This is a genomic window from Mycoplasma sp. CSL10137 (assembly GCF_017116845.1).
Taxonomy (GTDB): Bacteria; Bacillota_I; Bacilli_A; order Mycoplasmatales; family Metamycoplasmataceae; genus Mycoplasmopsis.
The window spans coordinates 189,037-213,062 of the sequence record NZ_JAFIRE010000001.1; the positions used below are offsets into that span (position 1 = coordinate 189,037).

At 24.2% G+C, this 24,026-nt stretch carries 13 protein-coding genes; 11 read left to right on the plus strand and 2 right to left on the minus strand.

The window, feature by feature from the left end:
- Position 1: 1 nt before the first annotated feature.
- Together JXZ92_RS00610 and trmB are read right to left on the minus strand one after the other, a co-directional pair.
- Positions 2 to 232 carry a hypothetical protein gene (locus JXZ92_RS00610; protein ID WP_205851840.1) on the minus strand — a complete coding sequence of 77 codons (231 nt, stop codon included), beginning with the start codon at positions 230 to 232 and terminating at the stop codon, positions 2 to 4.
- Positions 233 to 280: 48 nt separating this feature from the next.
- Positions 281 to 889, minus strand: a complete 609-nt coding sequence (gene trmB / locus JXZ92_RS00615; protein ID WP_205851841.1) for a tRNA (guanosine(46)-N7)-methyltransferase TrmB — start codon at positions 887 to 889, stop codon at positions 281 to 283.
- 72 nt (positions 890 to 961) lie between these two features.
- Between trmB and JXZ92_RS00620 the strand changes: the two genes are divergently transcribed.
- The 11 genes from JXZ92_RS00620 to JXZ92_RS00670 all read left to right on the plus strand — a co-directional run bounded on the left by JXZ92_RS00620 (position 962) and on the right by JXZ92_RS00670 (position 23,477).
- Positions 962 to 2,179, plus strand: coding sequence for an AAA family ATPase (locus JXZ92_RS00620; protein WP_205851843.1), 1,218 nt, complete (start codon positions 962 to 964; stop codon positions 2,177 to 2,179).
- On the plus strand, positions 2,179 to 3,153 hold the full coding sequence (pheS, locus tag JXZ92_RS00625) for a phenylalanine--tRNA ligase subunit alpha (RefSeq protein ID WP_205851845.1): 975 nt from the start codon (positions 2,179 to 2,181) through the stop codon (positions 3,151 to 3,153). Before JXZ92_RS00620 ends, pheS begins: the two co-directional genes overlap by 1 nt.
- Positions 3,143 to 3,826 carry a uracil-DNA glycosylase gene (locus tag JXZ92_RS00630; RefSeq protein WP_205851846.1) on the plus strand — a complete coding sequence of 228 codons (684 nt, stop codon included), beginning with the start codon at positions 3,143 to 3,145 and terminating at the stop codon, positions 3,824 to 3,826. The genes pheS and JXZ92_RS00630 overlap by 11 nt, the downstream gene beginning before the upstream one ends.
- Positions 3,826 to 6,093, plus strand: a complete 2,268-nt coding sequence (locus JXZ92_RS00635) for a phenylalanine--tRNA ligase subunit beta (RefSeq protein WP_205851848.1) — start codon at positions 3,826 to 3,828, stop codon at positions 6,091 to 6,093. The genes JXZ92_RS00630 and JXZ92_RS00635 overlap by 1 nt, the downstream gene beginning before the upstream one ends.
- 12 nt (positions 6,094 to 6,105) lie before the next feature.
- Positions 6,106 to 7,401 (plus strand): serine hydroxymethyltransferase, encoded by a 1,296-nt coding sequence (gene glyA, locus JXZ92_RS00640; RefSeq protein WP_205851850.1) that lies wholly within the window; start codon positions 6,106 to 6,108, stop codon positions 7,399 to 7,401.
- Between the two features lie 75 nt (positions 7,402 to 7,476).
- Complete coding sequence (locus JXZ92_RS00645; protein ID WP_205851852.1) at positions 7,477 to 8,124, plus strand: LemA family protein; 648 nt, start codon at positions 7,477 to 7,479, stop codon at positions 8,122 to 8,124.
- 108 nt (positions 8,125 to 8,232) lie between these two features.
- Positions 8,233 to 10,515: a hypothetical protein gene (locus tag JXZ92_RS00650; protein WP_205851853.1), complete on the plus strand. Its 2,283-nt coding sequence runs from the start codon at positions 8,233 to 8,235 to the stop codon at positions 10,513 to 10,515.
- Between the two features lie 334 nt (positions 10,516 to 10,849).
- On the plus strand, positions 10,850 to 16,177 hold the full coding sequence (locus tag JXZ92_RS00655) for an MGA_1079 family surface serine endopeptidase (protein WP_205851855.1): 5,328 nt from the start codon (positions 10,850 to 10,852) through the stop codon (positions 16,175 to 16,177).
- Complete coding sequence (locus JXZ92_RS00660) at positions 16,170 to 18,821, plus strand: hypothetical protein (protein ID WP_205851857.1); 2,652 nt, start codon at positions 16,170 to 16,172, stop codon at positions 18,819 to 18,821. The genes JXZ92_RS00655 and JXZ92_RS00660 overlap by 8 nt, the downstream gene beginning before the upstream one ends.
- Positions 18,822 to 18,964: 143 nt before the next feature.
- Entirely contained in the window at positions 18,965 to 20,350 is a 1,386-nt protein-coding gene (locus JXZ92_RS00665) for a dihydrolipoyl dehydrogenase (RefSeq protein WP_205851858.1), read from the plus strand.
- Between the two features lie 190 nt (positions 20,351 to 20,540).
- Positions 20,541 to 23,477, plus strand: coding sequence for a hypothetical protein (locus JXZ92_RS00670; RefSeq protein WP_205851860.1), 2,937 nt, complete (start codon positions 20,541 to 20,543; stop codon positions 23,475 to 23,477).
- The last annotated feature ends 549 nt before the right edge of the window (positions 23,478 to 24,026 follow it).

The following is a 24,026-nucleotide window of genomic DNA, read 5'->3' on the forward strand; positions in this document are numbered from 1 at the left end:
TTTACGCAATTCTCCCTACCACATAAGCTATTACAAGAAAAGTAGCAATTAAAGACATTGCGACAACTGCGCCGAATATATTATAAAAAATATCTCTTTTATATCAAATTAATTGTTTTTGTTCGGTAAAATATTTTGTATTATTTTGTTCTTGCAACACTTTCGCTCTAGCATATTCAATTTCATTTTTTCTGAATTGAATAAAATCTATTTTCTTATTTTCTTTATTCATTTTTAACTCCTAATAATATAATTATAATTCTTTTAGATAAATAGAATATTATTTTTTTCTAGCGAATAAATAATTAATATTTTTTCCTTTGCTAGATCATTTAATTTCATAACCTGTTTTGTAATTATTTTTATTATATTTCGAATTGTGTAAGTCGGTCGTTGAATCTACAATTTCTCAACCATTTTCTTTTAAACTCTCAGTTGAATAATCAAAAAAACCATCATTATCAGTTTTTAAATGTAACTGACCACTTTTAGTTAGTAATTTCTCGTATAAACTCAAATATTTTTTATAGGTTAATCTTCTTCTTTCGTGGGAATTTTTTGGTCAAGGATCACTGAAAGTTAATCAAATTTTATCAACATTTCCTTCGAAAATTTCACTTAAATTATCTGCATTTTCTGTAATTACAAATAAATTAGTTAATTTTAAATCATTAATTTTATTTAAAATTTTGTTAGCTACAGTAGGATATTTTTCTATTGCAAAAAATCTTATTTCAGGATTATTAAGTGCTAATTGAGAAATCATCTCCCCTTTACCTGCTCCGATTTCTACAACATCATTTGGATACAATTGGACCGGAAATTTGTTTAAATAAAACTCTGAATTATTTAATTTATCTTGTGCTGTGTTATCATGTCTTAATCTCATAGTTTAAATTATATAAGAGTTATTTAAATATATGATATAAAACTATAAAAAAATAATATAATATATAAAAATATGAACAATAATTTAGCAAATAATCTAAGACCACAAACGTTTGACGATGTTGCGGGTCAAAAAAACATAGTAGAACTTTTAAAAAAAGTTTCGAAAAATAAAATTACTACTAGTTTTATTTTTTTTGGTGAGAGCGGCGTAGGAAAAACTACTATGGCGCTAATTTTAGCTAAAAATATGGGCTTAAATTACGAGTATTTTAATGCTTCAATTGATGATAAAGCTAAATTAACTAAAATATTAAAAAACAACGAAATAATCATAATAGACGAGATACATAGATTAAATAAAGATAAACAAGATATATTACTCTCATATTTAGAATTTGATAAGGTAATAATTTATGCAACTACAACAGAAAACCCTTACTTTAAAGTAAATCCTGCATTAAGGAGTAGAATGCAAATTCTATCATTAGAAAAAATAAATGAAACTGATATTGTTGATTATATTAAAAAATTAATAATAAATAAAAAGATTAAAGTAAAGATAAGTGATGAAGTTTTACTCGCACTTTCTCGGTTTTCATCAGGAGATTTAAGATTATGTTTAAATAATTTACAATTAATTTCGTTGATATTAGATGATGAAAAAGAAATAACTAAAGAAGACTTAAAGAAAATAATACCAAATATAAATTTTTATAGTGATTCGAATTCTAGCGAACATTACAATAACTTATCAGCATTTCACAAAAGTCTTAGAGGAAGCGATATTGACGCATCTCTTTATTACGGATTATTGATTTTAAAAACCGGTGATGTTAATGGTTTGTTTAGAAGAATGCTTTGTGTAGCGTACGAAGATGTTGGAATGGCTAATCCAAATTTGGGTTATCGAACAGAAGCTGCAATTAGAGTATACGAGAGGCTTGGAGAGCCAGAAGGAAAATTAGCCATTTCTGCGGCTATCATAGACCTAGCTAATTCTCCGAAAAGTAATTCTGGATATTTAGCTCTTAAAAAGGTTGAAGAATTACTTAGTGAAGGTAAAATATATCCAATACCAAAACATTTAAAAGACTCGCATTATAAGTATGCAACAAAATTGGGTCATGGAACTGAATATAAGTATCCACATGACTTTAAAAATAATTGAATTGAACAAAATTATTTACCTAAAAAAATTAAAAATATTAAAATATTTGAATATGGTAATTCAAAATTTGAACAAGATTCAAAAAAATATTGAGAAAAAATAAAAACAGAGGAGAAATAATGATAAAAATTGATATTAATACAATAAACAAACTAGAAGACCTAAAAAAAGTTAAGGCGGAACTTTTGGGTACAAATGGTGAAATTTTTAAATTACAACAAAAGATAAAAACAGCATCTGTTGAAGAAAAAAAAGAAATAGGTAGAAAGATTAATATTTTAAAAAGAGAATATGAAGATTTTTTTAAGTTAGCGGAATTAAGAATTAAAGATATCGAAATACAAGAAAAATTAAAATCTAGTTTTGTAGATTTTACCGAACCAGTGAATTTAAAATCATCTTTACACCCAATTACAATTATTGAAGAAAGATTAAGAGATTGATTTTTACAAAGAGGATATTACGAACAAGAAGATGGCGAAATCGTATCGGATGAATTTAATTTTGAACGTCTTAATATACCTTCAAATCACCCAGCAAGGGCAATGCATGACTCTTTATACTTTGATCCTAAAACATTATTAAGAACACACAATACAGGTATTACCGCTCGAGCCTTGGACGAATATAAATATTCTAACGAGAAAAATAAAGAAGTTTCAATTTTTTCTATTGGTAAAGTATACAGAAATGACGAAGATGATGCAACTCATTCTCATCAATTTACACAATTAGATTTCGTTTCAATCGGTAAAGTGAGTTTTCAGAACTTAATTTGAACTCTAAAATCACTATTATCATATGTTTTAGAACAAGAAATTGAAATTAGATTAAGACCAAGTTACTTCCCATTTACAGAACCAAGTGTTGAAGTTGATGTTTTCTATAAAGGTAGATGAATTGAAATACTTGGTGCTGGTATGTTGCACCCAAAAGTTTTAGAACTAGCAGGATATAACGCAAGAGAATACAACGGTTTCGCCGCAGGTTTAGGTTTAGAAAGAATAACAATGATTAAATATGGATTTACAGATATTAGGGATCTATATAAAAATGATTTAAGAATTTTGGAGCAGTTTAAATATGAAAAATAGTTTTTTAAATATATTAACAGAAGAAGGTAAAAAACCTTACTTTAATAACATTATCAATCAATTATCTATTTCCGAAAAAGAAAATAAAGTTATCTTACCATATCAAACAGATATTTTTAGAGCGTTTGAATTTTTTCAAGTAAAAGATACAAAAGTTATTTTTATCGGACAAGATCCATACCATACATTAGGAACTGCGGATGGTTTAGCGTTTTCTTCTAGAGACAAAAAAACTCCCCCATCATTGAGAAACATTTTTAAAGAACTTCAAAAAGATTATCCGGAAGTTAAATTAGAAACAAATTCGCTTGTTAATTGAGCAAAACAAGGTGTTTTGTTATTAAACACCGTTTTAACTGTAGAATACGGTAAAGCAAATTCTCATAAAAATATCGGATGAGAAAACTTTACTTTAAAGGTAGTTGAACAAACGATAAACGAAAATAATAATGTCATTATAGTTGCGTTAGGAAAACAAGCTCAAGAATATATTAAAAAACTACCAAACATACATAAAATATCAAACGAAAATATTCTAGCAACTTCTCACCCTTCCCCTTTTAGTTACAAAAGGGGATTTGAAAATTTTCAATTATTTAAAAAGATAAATAATTTACTAAAAAAATATAAAACAAGACAAATCAATTGAGATTTAACTAAGGAGGTAATTTAATGCTTTTATCATTAAATCACATAAATAAATTTTTACCTAATAAAAAGCTAACTCACAAAGAAGTAGAGATTGCATTAAATAATTTAGGAATTGAAGTCGAGGGTACTAAAAAATTTAGTGATGTTGAAGGATTATTATTCGCAAATGTTTTAGACGTAAAAGATAATCCAAACTCAGATCGTCTTGATATAGTGAAATTAGAAACTAAAAACGGAATAATACAAATACAAACAACTAATAGAATTTTAAAAAGCGGTGATTTTATAGTTTGTTTTCCTGTTGGTGCTAAAAAAGGTGATTTTACTTTCGGTGCAAAAAAACTAAAGGGCGAACTATCAGAAGGTATGATGGCCGCTTGAAGTGAAATCGGCTACAAATGAGATCTTTTAGCGGAAAAAGATGAAATTCTAGTGCTACCCAAAAACTTCGCAACAATTAATGATGATCCTATAAAACTTTTAGGTTTAGATGATTATATAATTGAAATTTCGTTAACCACAAATCGTAACGATCTTAATTCGTATTATTTTGTAGCAAAAGAAATTGCCGCATATTACAAAACAGAATTTAAATTTAACTTAGAAAAAATTGAACCAACATTCGAATCAAATATTAAGGTTAAAAATACAATTTCTTCTGAATTAAGTTTTAGTGAAGTTAAAGGTAATAAAGAAACAACTTTATATGAAAAAATGCTTTTAGCTAAACATGATATTTCTTCTCAACACAATTGAGCCGTAAACTTAACCAATCTTACTTTATTAAACACAGGAGCAACAGCACATGTTTATGATAAAAATAAAGTTTCAGATCAAATAACAGATGAAATTTTTACAGGCAAAATAAAGATATTAGGAAACAAAGAAATTGAAATTAAAAATGTATTAATTATAAAAGATGACAAAAGACCGATTTCAATAGCTTCTGTTATGGGTCTTGAAGATACCAAAAGTGATTTAAATTCCACAGAATTTATCTTCGAAGTAGGTGTATTTCCTACCGAATTAGTAAGACACGGCGCAAAAGAAATCAAATTGTCGTCTAATAGTTCTTCCCAAGCTTCAAGAGTGATTTCTTCACAAGTTGCAAATATTGGAATGGAATATATAAGAAATTATGTAAAAGATTTAAAAATCTCACAAACTGTTAATCCTATCAAAGTTCCAAGTAATAAAAAAATATTTTTGGATTATTCATTGTTGAAATTGTACGGTCAATTTGATGATTTGGATAAATTAAAAGACTCAATAGAAAAATTATCAAATTTAGATTTCAAAATTAAAAATAATGAAAAAGAACAAAAAATAGAAGTTATAGTACCAAATTATAGATACGATATAGAATTAGATGTAGACATCATTGAAGAATTATTTAGAATTTACTCTTATGACAATTTTAATCCTAATGAATATTTATCTAAACCATATCATGTAACTCAAAAAAGAAATAACTTAAAACAAAAAGTAGTTAACCAAGGATATACTGAAGCTAGAACGTTCACTTTAGTTTCAGAAGAAAAGAGTCTTTTTAATCCGTTCCAATTTGAAAAAAATATGTCCTTAATGACCTTTGTTTCTAAAGAACGTCAAGTTGTAAGAAATTCTATTATAACCTCCCTTCAAGAGGTTGTTGAATATAACCAAAAAAGAAAAATAAGCGATATTAACATTTTTGAGAAAGGAATGATAAATAATAATAGAATGGTTTTAGGTTTAGCTACGACAACAAAAGATTATTTAACATTTAAAAACGATTTAATTAACATTTTAAATCAAGAAGTTAAATTTACACGTAATTTTAAATATCAAAATAAAAATTTTGATTTAGATAATATTGGAAATGATATAAACTTACAAATCAACCCTTATGCTTCTGCATATATAATTGCAAATAATACTTTAATAGGTTGAATTGGAAAACTTCATCCAAAAAATGATAATACAAATGCCTTTTATGCAGAAATATTATTAGACTCATTCAGTAAACCTTCTATTTTAGAGGATAATAAATTACAAAATATATCTAATAACTTTTCTTATAAATCAATTGATTTAACACCTTTAAAAACAATTGATATAACTTTCAGTATTGAAACTAATATGGTTATAGAAAATCTAATAAACGAGATAAACGAAATTACTAATAATGAAATTTATTCAATTAAGAAAATTGATGAATATCAAAAAGATAACAACAAACAGATCACATTTAGAATAAGCGCTTCAAACAGAATAGTAGAAGTATTAAACTCAAAATATAACGCCTAAAAGGAGCATAAAATGTATAAAAAAATAAATTTAAAAGATAAAGTTGTGTCAGATGCAATTAATGGAGAATTAAATAGACAATCAGAACATATCGAACTTATAGCAAGTGAAAATTATGTTTCTGAAGATGTTTTAAGAGCGCAAGGTAGCGTATTAACTAACAAATATGGTGAAGGGTATCCAAATAAACGTTATTATGGAGGTTGTGAATACGTAGATATTGTAGAATCGGCCGCAATCGAACGTTTACAAAAACTTTTTGGTGTCAAATACGCAAACGTTCAACCATATTCAGGTTCAGTTGCTAATGCTGCTGCAATAGCTTCTGTTGTACCTAGTGGTGGAAAAATTATGGGTCTTTCTTTAAGTTCAGGAGGGCACCTAACACATGGTTATAAAATTTCATTTAGCGGTATATTTTACGACTCTATTTCTTATGATTTAGGAAAAGACGAAAAACTTGATTATGACGAAATTGAAAAGCTAGCTTTAAAAGAAAAACCAAATTTAATTATTTGTGGTTACTCAGCTTATTCAAGAACAATTGATTTTAAAAGATTTAAAAAAATTGCTGACAAAGTAGGTGCAAAACTAATGGCAGATATTGCACATATAGCAGGTTTGATAGTAGCTGGAACCCATCCCTCACCGGTTGGATATGCTGACATAATTACTTCCACAACTCATAAAACCTTAAGAGGAGGACGTGGGGGAATTATAATGACAAACGACGAAGAAATAGCAAAAAAAATAAATCGTTGAGTATTCCCTGGTTATCAAGGAGGCCCTTTATTTCACGCTATAGCAGGAAAGGCTGTTGCTTTTTATGAAGCGTTACAACCTCAATTTAAAGAATATGGTAAAAAAATAGTTGAAAATTCATCGAAATTTGCAAAAGCTTTTTCAAATCTTGGATATCGTTTAATAAGCGGAGGAACAGATAATCATCTTTTTATGCTTGATATAGTACAAAAATTTAATAAAAACGGAATTTTTCTAACAGGTGCTAAAGCAGAAAAAATACTAAATAAAATAAATGTCACTTTAAACAAAAATAGCATACCATTTGATAAATTGCCACCGACACAATGTAGTGGAGTTAGAATCGGGACAGCTGCAATGACAAGTAGAAATTTTGACCAATGAGAAAAACTAGCTTCCATAATTGACCAAGCATTAAAAATACAATTTGAGATTGAGTTGAACGATGGTAAGTCGGAAGAAAAACATGAGAAATTAATTTTAAAATTAAAGGAATCTGTTTTAGAAATAACTAAACAATACCCAATAATTAAAGAATATATATAAAATTCTTTTGTTTTATAATTTAAAAATTATATAATTAATTGAGAATTAGTATTTCAAATAACAATAAGGAGAGAAATGTCAAATTTATTTAATAATAGAGAATATACAGCACCACAAGGATTAGAACCTGCTGTAGATAACTCAGTAAAAAAACCAGAATCAAGTATTTTAGGAAAAATATTTTTTTGATTAGTTGGTTTGTTGATTTTTTCAGCAATTTATTATGTTGTAAAAACAAATATGTTTAAGAGAATGCAAAATGATGTTAATGAAGCTGCATCAACAATTGATACACAATTAGCCAAAAGAGCAGATACATTATACAAATTAGTAAACTCAGTAAAATCATTTAAGGATCACGAAACAGAATTATACACAAGCGTCACAAAAATGAGATCATTAACAGGTACAGGAAATATTAATGATTCCGTGCAACTAGAAAATTTAAGTAATTCTGTTTTAGGGAGATTGATTGCCGTAAGAGAAAACTATCCTGAATTAAAATCATCTGATTTATACAAGGAGTTAATGGAACAATCCGCTTATTTAGAAAGAGAAATTAGTGCTGCTAGAAGATTATATAATTCTAGAGTTAACGAATTTAATTCAAGTATATTTACATGACCAAATAACGTTATATCATCAACAATGAAACTAGTTACACTCCCTCTATTTCAAGCTAGCCAAAAACAAAGAGAAGACGTATCGTTTGATAATTTATAATTATAAAAAACCAAAAGAAATATCTCGTTTTGGTTTTTTTATCTTTTTTTATATAACAACATAAAGTTACTATAGAATAATATAAAACACATCCAAAGGAAGGTAAAAATGAAAATAAAAAAAATATTCCCTATTTTAATTGGTATTTCAACACCATTTTTGACAATATCATGTGAAACCGGTTTGAAAGAACAAAAACAAAATAATAATAGTAATCCAAACAACGCTTCAAAAATAGAAAAAAATAATGTTGAAGATCAAATGATAAAAATTGATATCACAAGAGTGTTGTTAGAAGATAAGATTTTGACTTTTGAAACAAAAGAAGAAAACATAAATAAACTAAGTAATTTAATAGTTACTCTAAATTATAAAATAAACAATAAATTAATGAAAACATCAACAACAATAGACAATAATTTATCTTTTAATCTAGAGGAAGTAGATAATTTAACGACTTTTGAACTGATTTCAATTGAATCAAAAAATAGTAGCGTTCATTTTAATATCATTAATAAAAATATTACAAGAACAGAAAGTAATAAAACAAATCCTAACAAAGAAGTTTCAAATAATAATGATAATGAAATTGCAAACGAAAAACAAGGCACAACTGTTTCTAAAGAAAATTTAAAAAATAACAATCAAAAAAATAATGAAGATCAAAAAGAGATAAATAACGATGATGAACAAGAAGAAAATAATGAAATAACAAATGCAGGAACAATAGGAAATCCTAAAAATATTTTTAGTTTGGATTCATTTCCTAAAAATATTGTTCTAGAAGATAACAATAACAATAGAATTGTAGTTGAAAATTATTTTAAATCAGAATTATATAAGGCTGTCTCATTTATAAACGGAGATAGCTTGAGCCAACCTGAAAAATGAACAAAATTATCTTATCAAAACTATGATAAATTTGACGCCTATAAAAATATTCCAAATTTAATAGTAAAATTCAAAAAAGATAATAAAACCGTGAAATTTATAAACAAAATAATGCCTGTATTAATACAAGATAATGATTTAAAAATAGAAAATAACGAAATAATAATTAATAGAAATATCGCAAACTTTTTAAATAAAAACTTTGAAAATAAAAAAATTACTTTTTACATTAAAATTAACAACGGAAATATGATTGAAACTTTACCTATAACAGTTGATTTAAATAATATTAATAATAATTTTTATGAAATTGTTGAAGAAAAATATGATTTTGAATTTAATGTAAGTCTAAAAAATGAAATATTAGTAGTAAAAATAAGAAATAAAATTAATAAAAACTTTTCATTTACAACAAATGATGAAAAGAATATATTTGTAGAACAATTTGGAACAACAAGTTCCGTATCATATGAAACAGAGAAAGAAAGTGATTTTACCCTCTTTAATTCTCCGATAAATACTAGTTTATCAACATTAAATTCAAATGAAAAATTTTATAAAAACAATAGAAGCGCAAAAAGATTAGACGTTCAAAGTAACCAAGATACATTATTCCAAAAAATAAGAGAAAGAGTTTTTGTTGTTGGAGGCGGAACAATGACCATGCTATCCAAGGTTAAGCCAAATGATAACAATGACCAAAGATACTATTTTATAACCAATAGACATGTTATAGATATATTAAATTCTAGATGATCAGACCCAAGAGTTATGAAAAAATTTATGATTCCTCATTATGATGACTCATTAATTAGAAATTCCGATAGTCAAGTATCGATAGATATACAAAAAGAATGATTTAATTTTGGTTTTTGAGAATCTTCTAATCAAACAAATAGAAATGGAACATTAACAAACAATGGAACTCAAAATGCAGATATAGCCATTTCGATAGTAGACATAAAACCTATTTTAGAACATGCAAAAGAAACTAATAATATATCAATAATAAATTATTTAAATAAATGAAAGACATTAAAATCAATAAAATTAAGCAAATACTCAAAAGGTTTAAGTGAACATTCAAATGTAGATTTTAGAATAGCAAGTTTTCCATTAGATAATTTTGCTGGTTTTAGCGGAAGAAGATATCGAGAACACATAATTAGTAAAATTGATAAAATCGAATTAAATGACCAAGCAAGGGAATTTGAAAAATATGGACACTTTAGAACTTTTATTTTAAAAGATATACCTTCTAGCAAATTGGATTTAATTTCAGGTGCTTCAGGTAGTGTAGTTTTTGATCAAGACTTGAATATGGTTGCCTTATTTATGCAAAATATAGGAAACGATGACCAATATGGTTTTGGGCTTCTTTCATCTAATGAATACGATTATTTTGGATTTGAAACAGATAATAACCCTAATTCATTTAAAAATAAATTAAAATCAGAATTAAGAAAGAATCCAGAAAAATTCGAAGACATTGAATTTTAATTAAAAATAAACCAATAAAAATAACTAATTTGTTATTAAAATGTAATTTTAAGTGTTACACAATTAATATAAAGGTAAATTGTGCAACACTTGTTTTTTTAATAAAGCGGATTACACTTATAAAACAATCTGTCTTGTATATAAAAAGCTAAAAAGAAAAATAAAATAGTAAATCAGGAAAATAATATTTATTGAATATTAAATTTTTGAAATAAAGTATTGATTTATATTAAGAAAAAACTTAAAATAATAATTATTTTAATGATAATTCATTATTTTTATATAATATATAAATATAATATTTAACTTTCCAAATAAAGGGGGTGAAGTGAAATTGAAAAATAATAAAAAGGCATTAATTGCATTTTTTTCTGCTTTAGGAATTACTTCTATTTCTGTCGCAACAACTCTTGGGGTTTTATTACAAAAAAAACCTAACAATACGCAAAAAAATAAAAATATTCAACTCAGAGAAAAATACAAAAAAATATTAGAAACAAATTTAACCATTAATTCAGATAAAAATAAAATTATAAATTTTAAAAATAAAATTTTAGAACAATATCCTTATTTAGAAAGCGAAAAAGAATATGTTCAATTAAACTCAAATATAAAATCAACATTAGAAAATTATGAAAATATTTTAAATGAAAATTTTAACACCACTAATTTAGAAATTAATAAACCTCTAGAATCCAATATAATGAGTAGTCTAAATTGATTCGAAAGTATAATTACACAATCTAACATAAATTTCAATAATTTTGACTCGAATCTTACATTAAATTCATCTAAAACTCTTTCTAATATTGACCAAGTAAAGAAAAATGAATTTAACTTATTTAAACAAGATTTAGAAACTAGTTTAAACAGGTTTGAAGACAAAGAAATTCAAAAAATAAAAAATAAAATATTAGAATTATATAAATTTCAAAATATTCCTAACGAGTATTTGAAATTAAATAAAAAAATATTAGTTTTTATTAAAAACTTAAATAATTTCTTAAGTATTAATTCTATCGAACCTCTTGAGGGTGTTAAGGTAATTTTTGATCAAAACGAGTTATTCCAAGAACTTCTAGAAAAATTAAATAAAGTTATAGATCCTAACGACTTTAACTATAGCGAATTAAATGATGAAACAAATGAAAAAATTACAAAATTAGCATCACTTTTAAATATAAGAAATAAAATCATTTCTGACAATAACGATAAGATGACAAAATACTTAAATAATTTACCTATTTATCAATTTAACCAACAAATAACAAAGGATATTTATTTAAATCAAAAAACATTAGCATACAATAATATAGAATACAAAAATTCACTAATAGAGAAACTTTATGAATTAGATAAGAATGCTTCAATTGTAGATTCTATATTAGATAATTATTCATTCGAAGACAAAAATACATGATTAAACAATTATCAATTAATCCAAAAAGAGTTAAAAAATGATATTAATTTAGAAACTATTTTGAATTTTAAAAATAATTTAAAAAGCGAAATTAGAAATTCATCTTCTCAAAGTAATGAAAAAAACTTTGAAATAAATAAAACAGAATTATTAGACAAAATTGAAAATGACTCAAAATTAGAAACAAAAATTAAAGAAAAATTAAAAGAAGAGATAAAGGATTCGCTTACAAATTTGGAGTTAAATTACGTAAGAAATATTTCTAAAAATGAGCACAATGATTTAAATAAATCTAAGGAAGAATTAAATATTCTAATAAATTCAGCATTAATTAACAATAATTTAAAAAATGATTTAAATATAATAACTTCTCAGCTAAACAGTAGTAATAAATTTATAGATTTTTTTGATAAATTCAAAGAACTAAAATTACTTATTGATAAATTAAAACTAAAAATAGATGAATATTATTCAAAAATAATGGATAAATCACTTAACGGGAATGCAGAATATAATTTTTATATACTTCTCAATAAAAATAGAAAAATATACAATAACAACTTAATTCAATATTTCGATCTAAGCAATATTCAAAATAATATAAATATTATTAAATTATTTTATGAAGAATTAGAGAAATTAAATTCGTTGCCAAACGAAAATAAAACAGCTTCTCAATATTTAAAAGAGAGTGCCGAACAAAAATTTAATATTGAAAATTATCAAGGCGAAGCTAAATATGATTTAGAAGAAATAAAAAATGCTGCATCGTTTAATTTTGATAATGCAAAAATATTTTTCGATCACTCAGATACCGAACAATTTAACTACACAATAAAAAATATTGAATTAGAAGGTGAAAATCTAGATACTTTAGTGTTAACAATTGAAGTAAAAATTAAAGGTATTCAAAATTTTGCATACACTTTCAAAAAATCTAAAAAGTATAAATACGGCGGTATAGAAGAATTAAATAATTTATCTTATGATAATTTAGATCAATTATTTAATATTAACTATGAATTGCTAAATTCATATACCAGAGAAGAGATAGAACAATTAAATGAGAATCAAAAACAGGAATTACTTGAACCTAAATTTGTAAATTTAGGAAAGTATTTTAAATATGATGTTTCAAATATTTTTATAACAAGTAAATTGAATTCATTCATTAATATTAAATTTAATAACCAAATTATTAAGTCAATTTCGTTGAGCTCTATCCATAATTTTAATCCAAGAACAATTGAAAAACAAAGTTATTGAGACAATATAAATAAAGAAAAAATACTAGATATCATTAATTCAAATGATAAAAGAAAATTTTTTATGAATATTTCCTTGAAGGACCCTAAAAATAGATGAAATCACTCCGATTTCTTAGCATCCGAAGCTATTGAAAAAATGAACGAATTTTATAATATGCCTAGTTTTGGAAAATACGAAATTTACATAGATAAAATAACTAATGTAAATAATTATAATCGCAAAGCAGATTTACAACTTTGATATAAAGAAAATGGAATACCTGCACCTAAACCTGTAGAAGGTCTTAAAAATTCATTTACCGTAGATAATTTCATGTTTTTAAACTATGAAGATATAAAACCTAAAGATGAGTTTTACACTGAAAAAGACTTTAATTCCCAAGAATTTAACTCTAATCAAATAGATTCAAATATTAAAAATTTAATGAATCAAATTAACGAATCTGTTTTTGGTTGAAATTTAGGTAGCGGTACTATCGAAAGGAAAGATGGTACTACAGTAAAAATTGATTACAGAACTTTAAATCCTATTAATTTTATAGAGCAAAAAGCTTTTAATAAATTAAATTATTTTATCGGGATAAAAAATAAAAACCAAGAAAGAGCTATTGCCGGAGAAAATAAAGACAATCTAGATTTTATTGGAATCGAAGATAAAAATAAAATTTATAACTCAGGAGTAACTACAGTTTCAACAGATTTACAACCGCTATTAAGAGATTATTTTTACTACTTTTATGATATAAAAGCAGCTGGTTTAAGAGGATTGACTTTTAAACTTGGATGAATTAAAAAAGACAACAACTTAGTTAGATATTCAAATAACAAAACATATACTTTAATAAATCTTGTTAATGATTACGAACAAGCTTTATATCCCGAAATAATGCTTAATAATATCAAATTAGATGATATTATAATAAATAAACAAATGCTTTCAGAACATAACGTAGATTATTTTTTAAATAATAAAGAAGAATTTTCAAAAGCAATAGATTTAAAAGGCCAAGACAAAAATAAAAGATTAACTTATCGTAATTTCAAACTTAATGTCGATAAATTTAAGATAAATGATATTAAAAAGTACAATAATAATGAGGTTTATATTAAACTACAAGTAGATGGTTTTGACCCTGCTCATAATGTAAGTAAAACATTTGTGGGTAACTCATGATATAAGATAACCGGCTTCAAACAAACTGAACAATCGGAGAACTCAAACATTGATTTTTATTCAGGTTTTAACCAAGAAAAAAGAAATTTAATAACTATTTTTAATTCTAATGATGAAATTATTAGACAAAGAGTTATTGAACAATATTGAAAAGATACTTATTGAAAATACAATAAAAACGAAGAAAACGTATATTGATACTTAGATAAAAAATATCTCGAAAAAACCGTTTTAAAAGAAACTACAACAAAATCAACAATTAAATTTACAATTCACGCAGATATATTATTAAACGATAGTTCTAAAGCACAAAGATTAACAAGAACTAACGATGATAATACATATTTGATTGATTTCAATCAACTTAAAAATGAATCAATAATTATATTCGATAAAAGTACTTCTTTCGGATCTGGAAGCAATAGAACAACCGTAGAATATAAAGTCATTTTTAAATGAGATGAAAATGGAGGAATAAAAGTAATAATAGATAGTAAAGACAAAAATAATAAAATTTTTATTGGTGATCCTAGTTTAATAAAATACTCAAATGGCGTAAATTTTGATCCTAATAAAGCTATTGGCGTGTTACCTACAGCTTCCGAAATAACAATTAATTATACAAGTACATCACAAGAAGAAAATTTTGAAATAAATTCAAATAAATTTGATTACAATGATGTATTTTACACAGATAATGATCAACCCATTTTATTTAGCAACGACACTTCATTTTTAGAAAATAATGAAGTGTATTACCCAAATCAAAATGTTCCATATAAATTCCATGAAGGTTATTTAATGGATGCGGACATTTTAAATTGAAACAAACAAGAACATTGAGAATTAGCTAGAGATACATGAATGAGATCTGTACAATTTGTTGCTGATGATAGACCAGAAAATTGAGAACACAAAAATGATTTATGAGGCTCAACTTCTATAATAGGTAAAGTAAATAATGACAAAAATGACCATAAATATTATTTAATTTCAAATAGACATGTGATCGGTGAAAATATTAAAGATTTCAATAAACTTGCCAATAATGAATATTACTACAATTTAAATTTAGCTCCAAAACATAGAAATAATATAATAAATGAATATTGAGGATTTAACCAAGATGGTTCAAACGACAAAATTAAGGCTAAGACCGACATAATTTGAACAGGTTTAGACCAAAAAAATGAAAATGATCCTTCAAAATCTGCAACAGTTGATTTAACTATATTTATCGCTGATTTTAATGAACAATATCTAGACGCCAAACGCAACGGAAAAATGAATATCGTATACAAATTAGATTATATAAATAACTACATAGAACCCGTTAAATTCAACATAGATTTTGAAAAAGGTCATATCACAGTTCCGTCAAATCGTAATATTGCTTTAATAGGATATCCGTTATCTAAAATTTCTGGAATAATTAGTCGAAGACCAAGTGGCTCATACACAGGAAGAGACGATGATCAAATTAGTATTAAGAGCCAATCTAATTATGCTCCTGTATACTTAGGGGCTGGAGGATCAGGAACAAGTATGTACTTAGATAATAACACATACTTCGCAACATGATGAGGTGGAAACAAAGGATTTGATAGTTATGCGTATAGATATTGAACAAGACAACATAATTATATAGGTTCAAATTTAGAAAATCAAAACCCGTTTGATGTCAACAATACAAATTCATTTGCTAGCCAAATAATGAGAGCTAATTTAAAAAAACCTAATGAATATAGTTCTCCATGATTCTATAACTACAATTTCGCAGAAGAGGATAAAGATGAATAAAAAAATTAGAAAAATAATAATAACTGGTACACTATTAAGTTCTTTTACTTTGACATCAATATCTTGTTCTAATAATTACCAAATCCCTAAAAAAGAAGATAATTTTGAAAACATTATCGTTAATATAAGCTATAAAAATTCTTTAGATGTCTCTTTTGACAACTTATCAGATTCTGATATTAATAACAATGAAAATTATTATATTTTGGCACCTAATAAATATTTAGTGCAATTAATTTCAAAAGAAAAAAAAGAAAATGAAATATTAGTTAAATATAATTTAGTTTATAAAAATAAGATTTCTAAAACATTTACAACAAGTATTCCTAAAGAGGGCTTTTTTACAAATAAAGAATTAAATACCAAAGAGACCGAATTAGCCCCAAATTTTGAAGAACTAAGAAAAAAAATTAATTTTCAATACCAAGCAAAAACATCTAGCGCTACTCAAATTGATACATCACAAATTTCACATAACCAATTAAATAACTTTAATATTAAAATTGTTGATGTTTATAATTTTGATAATTCTATAAGCGTTAATTACATTATTTATAATAATAACTACAGTTCAAAGTTATTTACTTATAACATAAGAAAAATAGTTAATAATAATTCAGTAGAAGAAGATAATCAATCAACTGAATATAATTTTGAGCTCGAAAATAATAAAATTTCAATTGAATTTACAAATAAAAATTTTATTGATTTTAACTCAATACCAGAAAATGAAATAAATGACCCGGAAAATTACAATTTCTCAGGAACTACATTAGAACATCAATTTATTAGCGCATCAAAACAAGAAGATAATAAAATTCTTGTTAAATATAAGTTGATCCATAACGGTGAAATATCAAATAATACTTTTCAAAGTCAAACAATTAATAGTTATGATGGAATAAATTTTATGCTTTTAAATAAAGCTAAAATTAATTATAAAAATTCAAATAATACTTTATTTAAAGATGTAGAAACATCGGAAAAAAATAAAGTTTCTAATGACAAAATTGAATTCATAAACAAAAATAGTAAAGTTCAGTTTATATTAATTGACGCTATCAAAGAAGAAAATAAAATTAAAGTTCTATACAAAATAAAATATAATAACAAGTATTCACAAATATTTGAATATCATATTAATAAATATGAATTTAAACTAAACGAAGATGAAATAAACGAAATTACAAATGGTGTAGAAGTTTCATTTAACAATCCAGGATCTTATTCTTGAGATGAAATTAAGCAAAATATAGATAATGAAGAATTAAAAAATAGTTTTGCTGCTAAAGAAATATCTATTGAGTATTCAAACAACATATATATCCCTGAATTTAATTCAATAACATACGATGAAAATAATATTATTATTACTTTAGCATTTAATAATAATCAAATAAAGCATTCCTTTGACAAGAAAATTAATAAGAACATTTTTGTTAAAACACCAGCTTCTCCAGAAGAAGCCAAGGTTATTGTACAAAACATAACAACTTTTTCATCTGCAGTTAGGTTTGAAGACATTTTTAACGAAAATATGACTATTGAAATCAAATCTAATGACGAAAACGCTATAAATAGCGGTATTAATCCAGGTGTATATAAAATACAAGTACCTAAAGATCAAATGAAAAATGTATATAGTAAAAATAATGAAAATTCAATCGTAAAAAACGGAATAAAAGAGCAAATAATATATGCCGATTTAAGTGGTTTTTACAATACTGAAAAAATAAAAAATATTAGATATGAATTACACATTAATTTTAATAATAGAAATAACTCTGAAAACTTATTAAGCTATAGTCCAAGCACATATAAGTTTAAAAATAACGAATTTACAATCTTAAGCGATCAATCAAATGGCAAATCAGGATATATTAATATATTTGATTATGCCTCACGTAATCGTTGAGATAATTGAGACGTACACAATACAGATCAATCAAATGAAAAAAACTATATAACATTTAAAACCGCTAATAATAATCCAAAAACTTTTTATAGTTTTGAATTTTCTACATGAGCAGGATCTACTAAATTAGACTCAAAAATAGTAATTCCTAAAAACATTATTATAAAATACTCTGACAACGGAACGGATTGAAAAGAAGCTAAATATCAAAGTAAAAAATCTTTTAAAGATTTTGGTTTATACAGATTATTTACTAGTTCAAAAACTGGAAATCACGGACCACAACAATACTATGAAACTTACGGTATAAATAAAAAAGATTACTATTTCAGAGGATATCCGCTTATGAACTTTGATTTTCAACCTTTTAGAGCGAAATATGTAAGATTCGAATGAGAACCTCAAAATAACTTATCACCGGATATAAATAATAAAATTCAACAAGCTATGTTTAGTTTAAGATTATTAAGCTTTAGATATGCAAATAATGATATAAAAAATTATGATACCCAAACAACAACTCAATATGTTAATGATATTAAGATTAATCTTATCAATAAAATTGATGAAGTGAACAAATATGTTTATACATTAAAAAGAGAGACTAATGGAGATTTAATTGATAAAATTTTTATTGAAATAGAAAAAGCAAGAAAAGTTTTTTATTCTGAATACAATGAAGAATTATTTAATAACAAAATAAAAGAATTAAATGACTTAATGAATTAATAGTAAATCAAGCAAAATTTATTGCTTGATTTTACTTTGAAAAAAACTAAAAAGTTATTTTTATAGGTTAAAAAGATTATTTTTTCAACTTTTTTTAAGTTATTTATATAATTTTAAAGACAAAAATAATTAGAAAGGTAATAATGAAAAAATTTGATATAGCAATCATAGGCGCAGGTCCGGGAGGATATACATTAGCATCTATTTTAGCAAAAAACGGTAAAAAAGTAGCCTTATTTGAAAGAAAACATTTTGGTGGGACATGTGTTAATGAAGGTTGTATTTCAACTAAAACATTGATTAAATCAGCTAAAGTTTTAGATACTTTAAAAATATCAGAAAAATATGGGATTACATCAAACAACACTTCTTTTAATTTCGACAAAATTCAACAAAGAAGAATTTATAATAAAATAAAAATTAATAACTCAATAAAAAACCTGTTAGAAAATTCCGGAGTAAAAATATTTTTTGAAGAAGCCAACGTAATAAATTCGCATACTATAGAAACACAATCAAAAAAACAAATAAAATTCCAAAAACTAGTTCTAGCAACAGGATCTAGATCAAGAGAATTAAACTTAAAAGGATTTGAAACAGCAAAAGTAAATAACGTACTATTAGATTCTACCAATGCATTAGAATTAAAAGAAATTCCGGGTTCACTAATAATAATTGGGGGTGGTCCAGTTTCTCTTGAATTTGCATACTTTTATTCAACATTTGGAACAAAAGTAACCATTCTTGAAGCAAGAAAATTTATGAATAATTTCGATCAGGAATTACAAACATCAGTAAGAAAATACTTAGAGAACAAAAATATTAACGTTATTGAAAATGTTAATATTATAGAATATAAAGATAATAAACTAATAATAGAAATAGATAACAAAATCAAAGAATTCCAATCAGATAGAATTCTTTTAGCTATAGGCAGAGTCCCTAATAATGATTCATTTAAATTATTGAACTTAAAAATGAATCAAAAAGGATTTGTTGAGGTGAACAAATATATGCAAACAAGTGAAAGCCATATTTATGCACTTGGAGATCTTACTGGACTAATGATGTTATCTTCTGTCGCTTATAAAACAGCAGATATAATAGCTAATCATATTTTAGAAAATGATAATTTTGAGAAGTTAGATACTAAAACTATTCCTTGGGCAGTTTATTTAAATCCAGAATTTGCAGGTATAGGATATAGCGAAGAAGAACTAAAAAGAAAAAATATTGAATATGATTCCATTATAATTAGATCTTCACAATTACCGAGAGCATATGCTGATGGAGCGAATTTAGATCTTGAATTTTTAAAATTTTTAGTAGATAAAAAAACTGGTTTAATATTGGGATCATCAATGTTTATAGATGGAGCTAGTTTGATAATTAATCAAATATCACAAGCAATGAAAAAGGATATTAAATTTAATGATTTGGAAAAAATAAGTTTAACACACCCTACTATTTCTGAAGCTATTTATTATGCTTCAAGAAATTATTATTTTTCTAATGAAGCTAGAAAATAATATAGTAATTAAGTAATTATTTTTAAGAAATTAAAAATAAATTGTAAAAACTTAATTTTAAACAATAAATAAAAACTATTTTGTATTTTTTAATACATAAATTATGTACTTTCTTAAAAAGAATAAATTTATTATATACTAATAATAAATGTTAAATTTTATATAAGATGATTGAGAGGTTTATAAATTTATGAAAAAAAGATATAAAGTTCTTTTAGGAAGTAGTATATTTGCAACTATTGCAATAACCACAACATCAATAATTATGATTCCTCAAAAGAAAAAAACACAAAATAACATTATTAGATATATTGTTGCTGACAATAAAGACCCGAATAAAGTAAATATTGACTATACAACATTGTTAATAAATAAGTTAGCTGATAAATTAACCGAAGCTCAAAGGTTTATAAGAAATAATAGTAATTTAAAAGATAATCCTAAAATTGTAAAACTTCAAAACAAACTCGAGGATTCTGGTGAAAAATTAAGTAGTACAATAAGAGATAACAAATTAATTACCAATGAATTAGAAGAAATTAGCAAACTATTAAATGAAGCTAGAGAAATACCTAAATCAACAGAAGATAATGGTTCATATTATGAAAATATAAACATTAACAACAACACAAATAAAAAAGACAAAATTATAAATGTATCTCTTGAAGAAGCTAAAAACAATGTTAGAGAGGAATTAAAAAAAGCTGTAGAGGATATTAATAATATCAAAACAACTTTAAATGATAAAGCTCTTGAAGAAGTTTCAGAAAAAGCAAACGAATATATAGCAATAGCTAATGAGGCTTTAGAAAAAGAAGATGATGTTAATAAATTACAAGCTTTTTTAACAATAACATTAGATAAAAAAACCGAAGTTTTATTATCTGCTAAAAAAATAGAAAAAAGAAAAGAAGAAATTAAAGATGAACTTTTGACAATAAAAAATAGTTTAGAAAATTTAAATAACTTTTTCACTAGCAATAACATTAATTTAATAGATGGTATATCTAAATACCTAGCGTTTAATTTTTCGAACTTAGATATTTATGATTCAGGAAATGAATATATATTTAACTTTTTAGACTTTTATAACAAAAATAGAAAATCATATGCTGATGACGAGATTACTCTCCCAAGAGATCTTGTGATGGCCAAAAAGAAAATGATCGAATTCTTAAATAAAATAGCTAACGATGAAAATTTTGTTAATAATATACAAAATGTTCAACTAAAAGATTTAGAAAACTTAAATCAAATTATCGAGAATTGACTATTTCCAAACTACACAGTAGATAGATTCTCAAATTATAATAAAGCAATTATAAATCGCTTCCTACAATACTACGACAATCATTCAAGAAAAAAATTATTTGATAATTATGATAAATATTTAAGTATCTATTCTAAAGAACAACCTTCAAACAATCAAAATAGCAATGTTGATACAACTGATTATACAAAAGATACAAGAAATAGTGACTGAATGTGACTCGATAACATCAAAAATAATAAATTATACTCTAATGATGAAATAACTAAAAATGAAAAAAATTTAGCTGAAACCTTTAATTTTAATGTTATTTTAAATGAAATATATAGATTTTCAATAGAAATTTTAAATAAACAAATTAATAAACTCGAGTTATTTATTAGTGAAAAAACCCCGAATGATGAAATAACTTTATTAGATTTTGTTGAAATTGTTTATTCAGACGAATTTATAAAAGAGTTATATGGATCATATAAAAATGACATTACTGAAATTATAGTTACTCCTACATACAATCACGGGGAAATAAAAGAAATATCAACATACGATAAATTTAAATCATATTATGATAATATGTTAAAATCATTTAAACAATTCGCTTCTAACGAGAACAAAAATATAAAAATGAATATAAAAGAAATTAAAAATTCATTTTTAGAAAGTATAAATTTATATAAAGAAAAAATAAATTCAAACAAAATAAATTTAAATGAATTAAATTCAATTTCTAGTGGTGATTTTAGAGATCTTTTTATTTCTTCGTTAATGTGAAAATTCAATCAAAAATTAGTCGATCTTGAAGAAAATAAAAATATTTCTGATACATCAAAAGATGAAGGTTATAATCAATATAGAAACCAAGAAGAGAACAATAGAACTAAAGATGAATATAAATATACAACCTATAAAGATTGATTAGAAAGTAAAAATACAGAATACAAAAATAATGTTTTAGAATTACTCTCAAGTTTTAAATCTAATATAAATGATACTGTGTTTCAAGATAATGCATTATTAGTAGAAGGTATATCACCATATCCAAGAGGAAACGAAGAAGAAGCGAACAAAGAAGAAACAATAGACATATATAATAATGTTTCGAAAAAAATGCTCCAAAAAACAATTTTTGATTATCGAGAAAACGGAATTAACAAAAACTTTAGAAATAACATTCAAAATGGTTTCGACTCGTTTGTATATAATTTATCAAATCAAAATAATAACAAAGAAAATCTTTCAAATCTTTATAACTATATATTAAAGGCGTTCGAAAGTAAAAAAGACTTCTTTATGAACGAAAATAATAAAGTTGATGTAAATTATAATCAAAAAAATCATTTAGATAGTGATAATGGTAACGATAAAGAAAAACTTAACTTTTTGGATTTCCATATTAAGAAAAGATTTAAGAAATTAGTGGATTTAATAAATGAAAAAAATATTAAATTTGCAATTTTAAATAAAAATAATAATTTTGTTTCTCAAAATAATAATTTAAATAAACTAAATTATTTATTAAACAAAAACAATTTTTATTGAACAACACCTTTTTTTAAACCTGACGAAAATTTATATTATGTATTATATTATGAAAATCATATTGTAAATTATAAAAACTTTATAAATTGAAAATACAATAATATATTAATTAACTACGAATTATTATATACACTAGTAAAAATTGCAGATTATATAAATTCTAGTTCATTCGAAGAAAGTAAATTAGTTGAAATTTGAAACATTTTTAGAGAAAACTTCGACTTTGCTAATAAAGATTATGAAGTTGATTACTTTATAACACAAAATGAATTTACTATAAACGATGAATTAGCTAAATTATTAAATAATATTGAATAGATTAAGAAAGCTTAACACATAAGTTGAGCTTTTTTATATGTTAAGCTTTTAAAAAAGTTAAAATAAACAATATTTTTAATAAAATTAAAAGTAATACATATTGATTTCATTATTTTAGTTAAATCTAATTTTTTTCTACACGTTAATATATTTTTAAATTTAAAATCATTATTAATTTTATGAACTTCAATAACATAAAATTTCAAAAGACTATTTTAAATATTAAAACGCCACTGTACCTTAAAATAACTCGACAATTTTATTGTTGACAAAATATTTAAAATCCAAGTTTTAACTTTTAACTGTTACATGCTTTAAAATAATTTTTATCGAAGTCTAAATTAGTTTTTTGTGCTCTTAACTTATTTTTTAGAATTTTATAGATTAGTATGTAATTGTCAAATTTCTCTTTATTTTTTAAATTAAAGAATAAATAAACATTATATTTTTTATTAGTTATCACAAATACTTTTCTTTTAAATTAAAAAATGAACTTTTTCAAATCTAATAATATTTTAAAGCATTATCACTAGTTATATTCTTATTTTC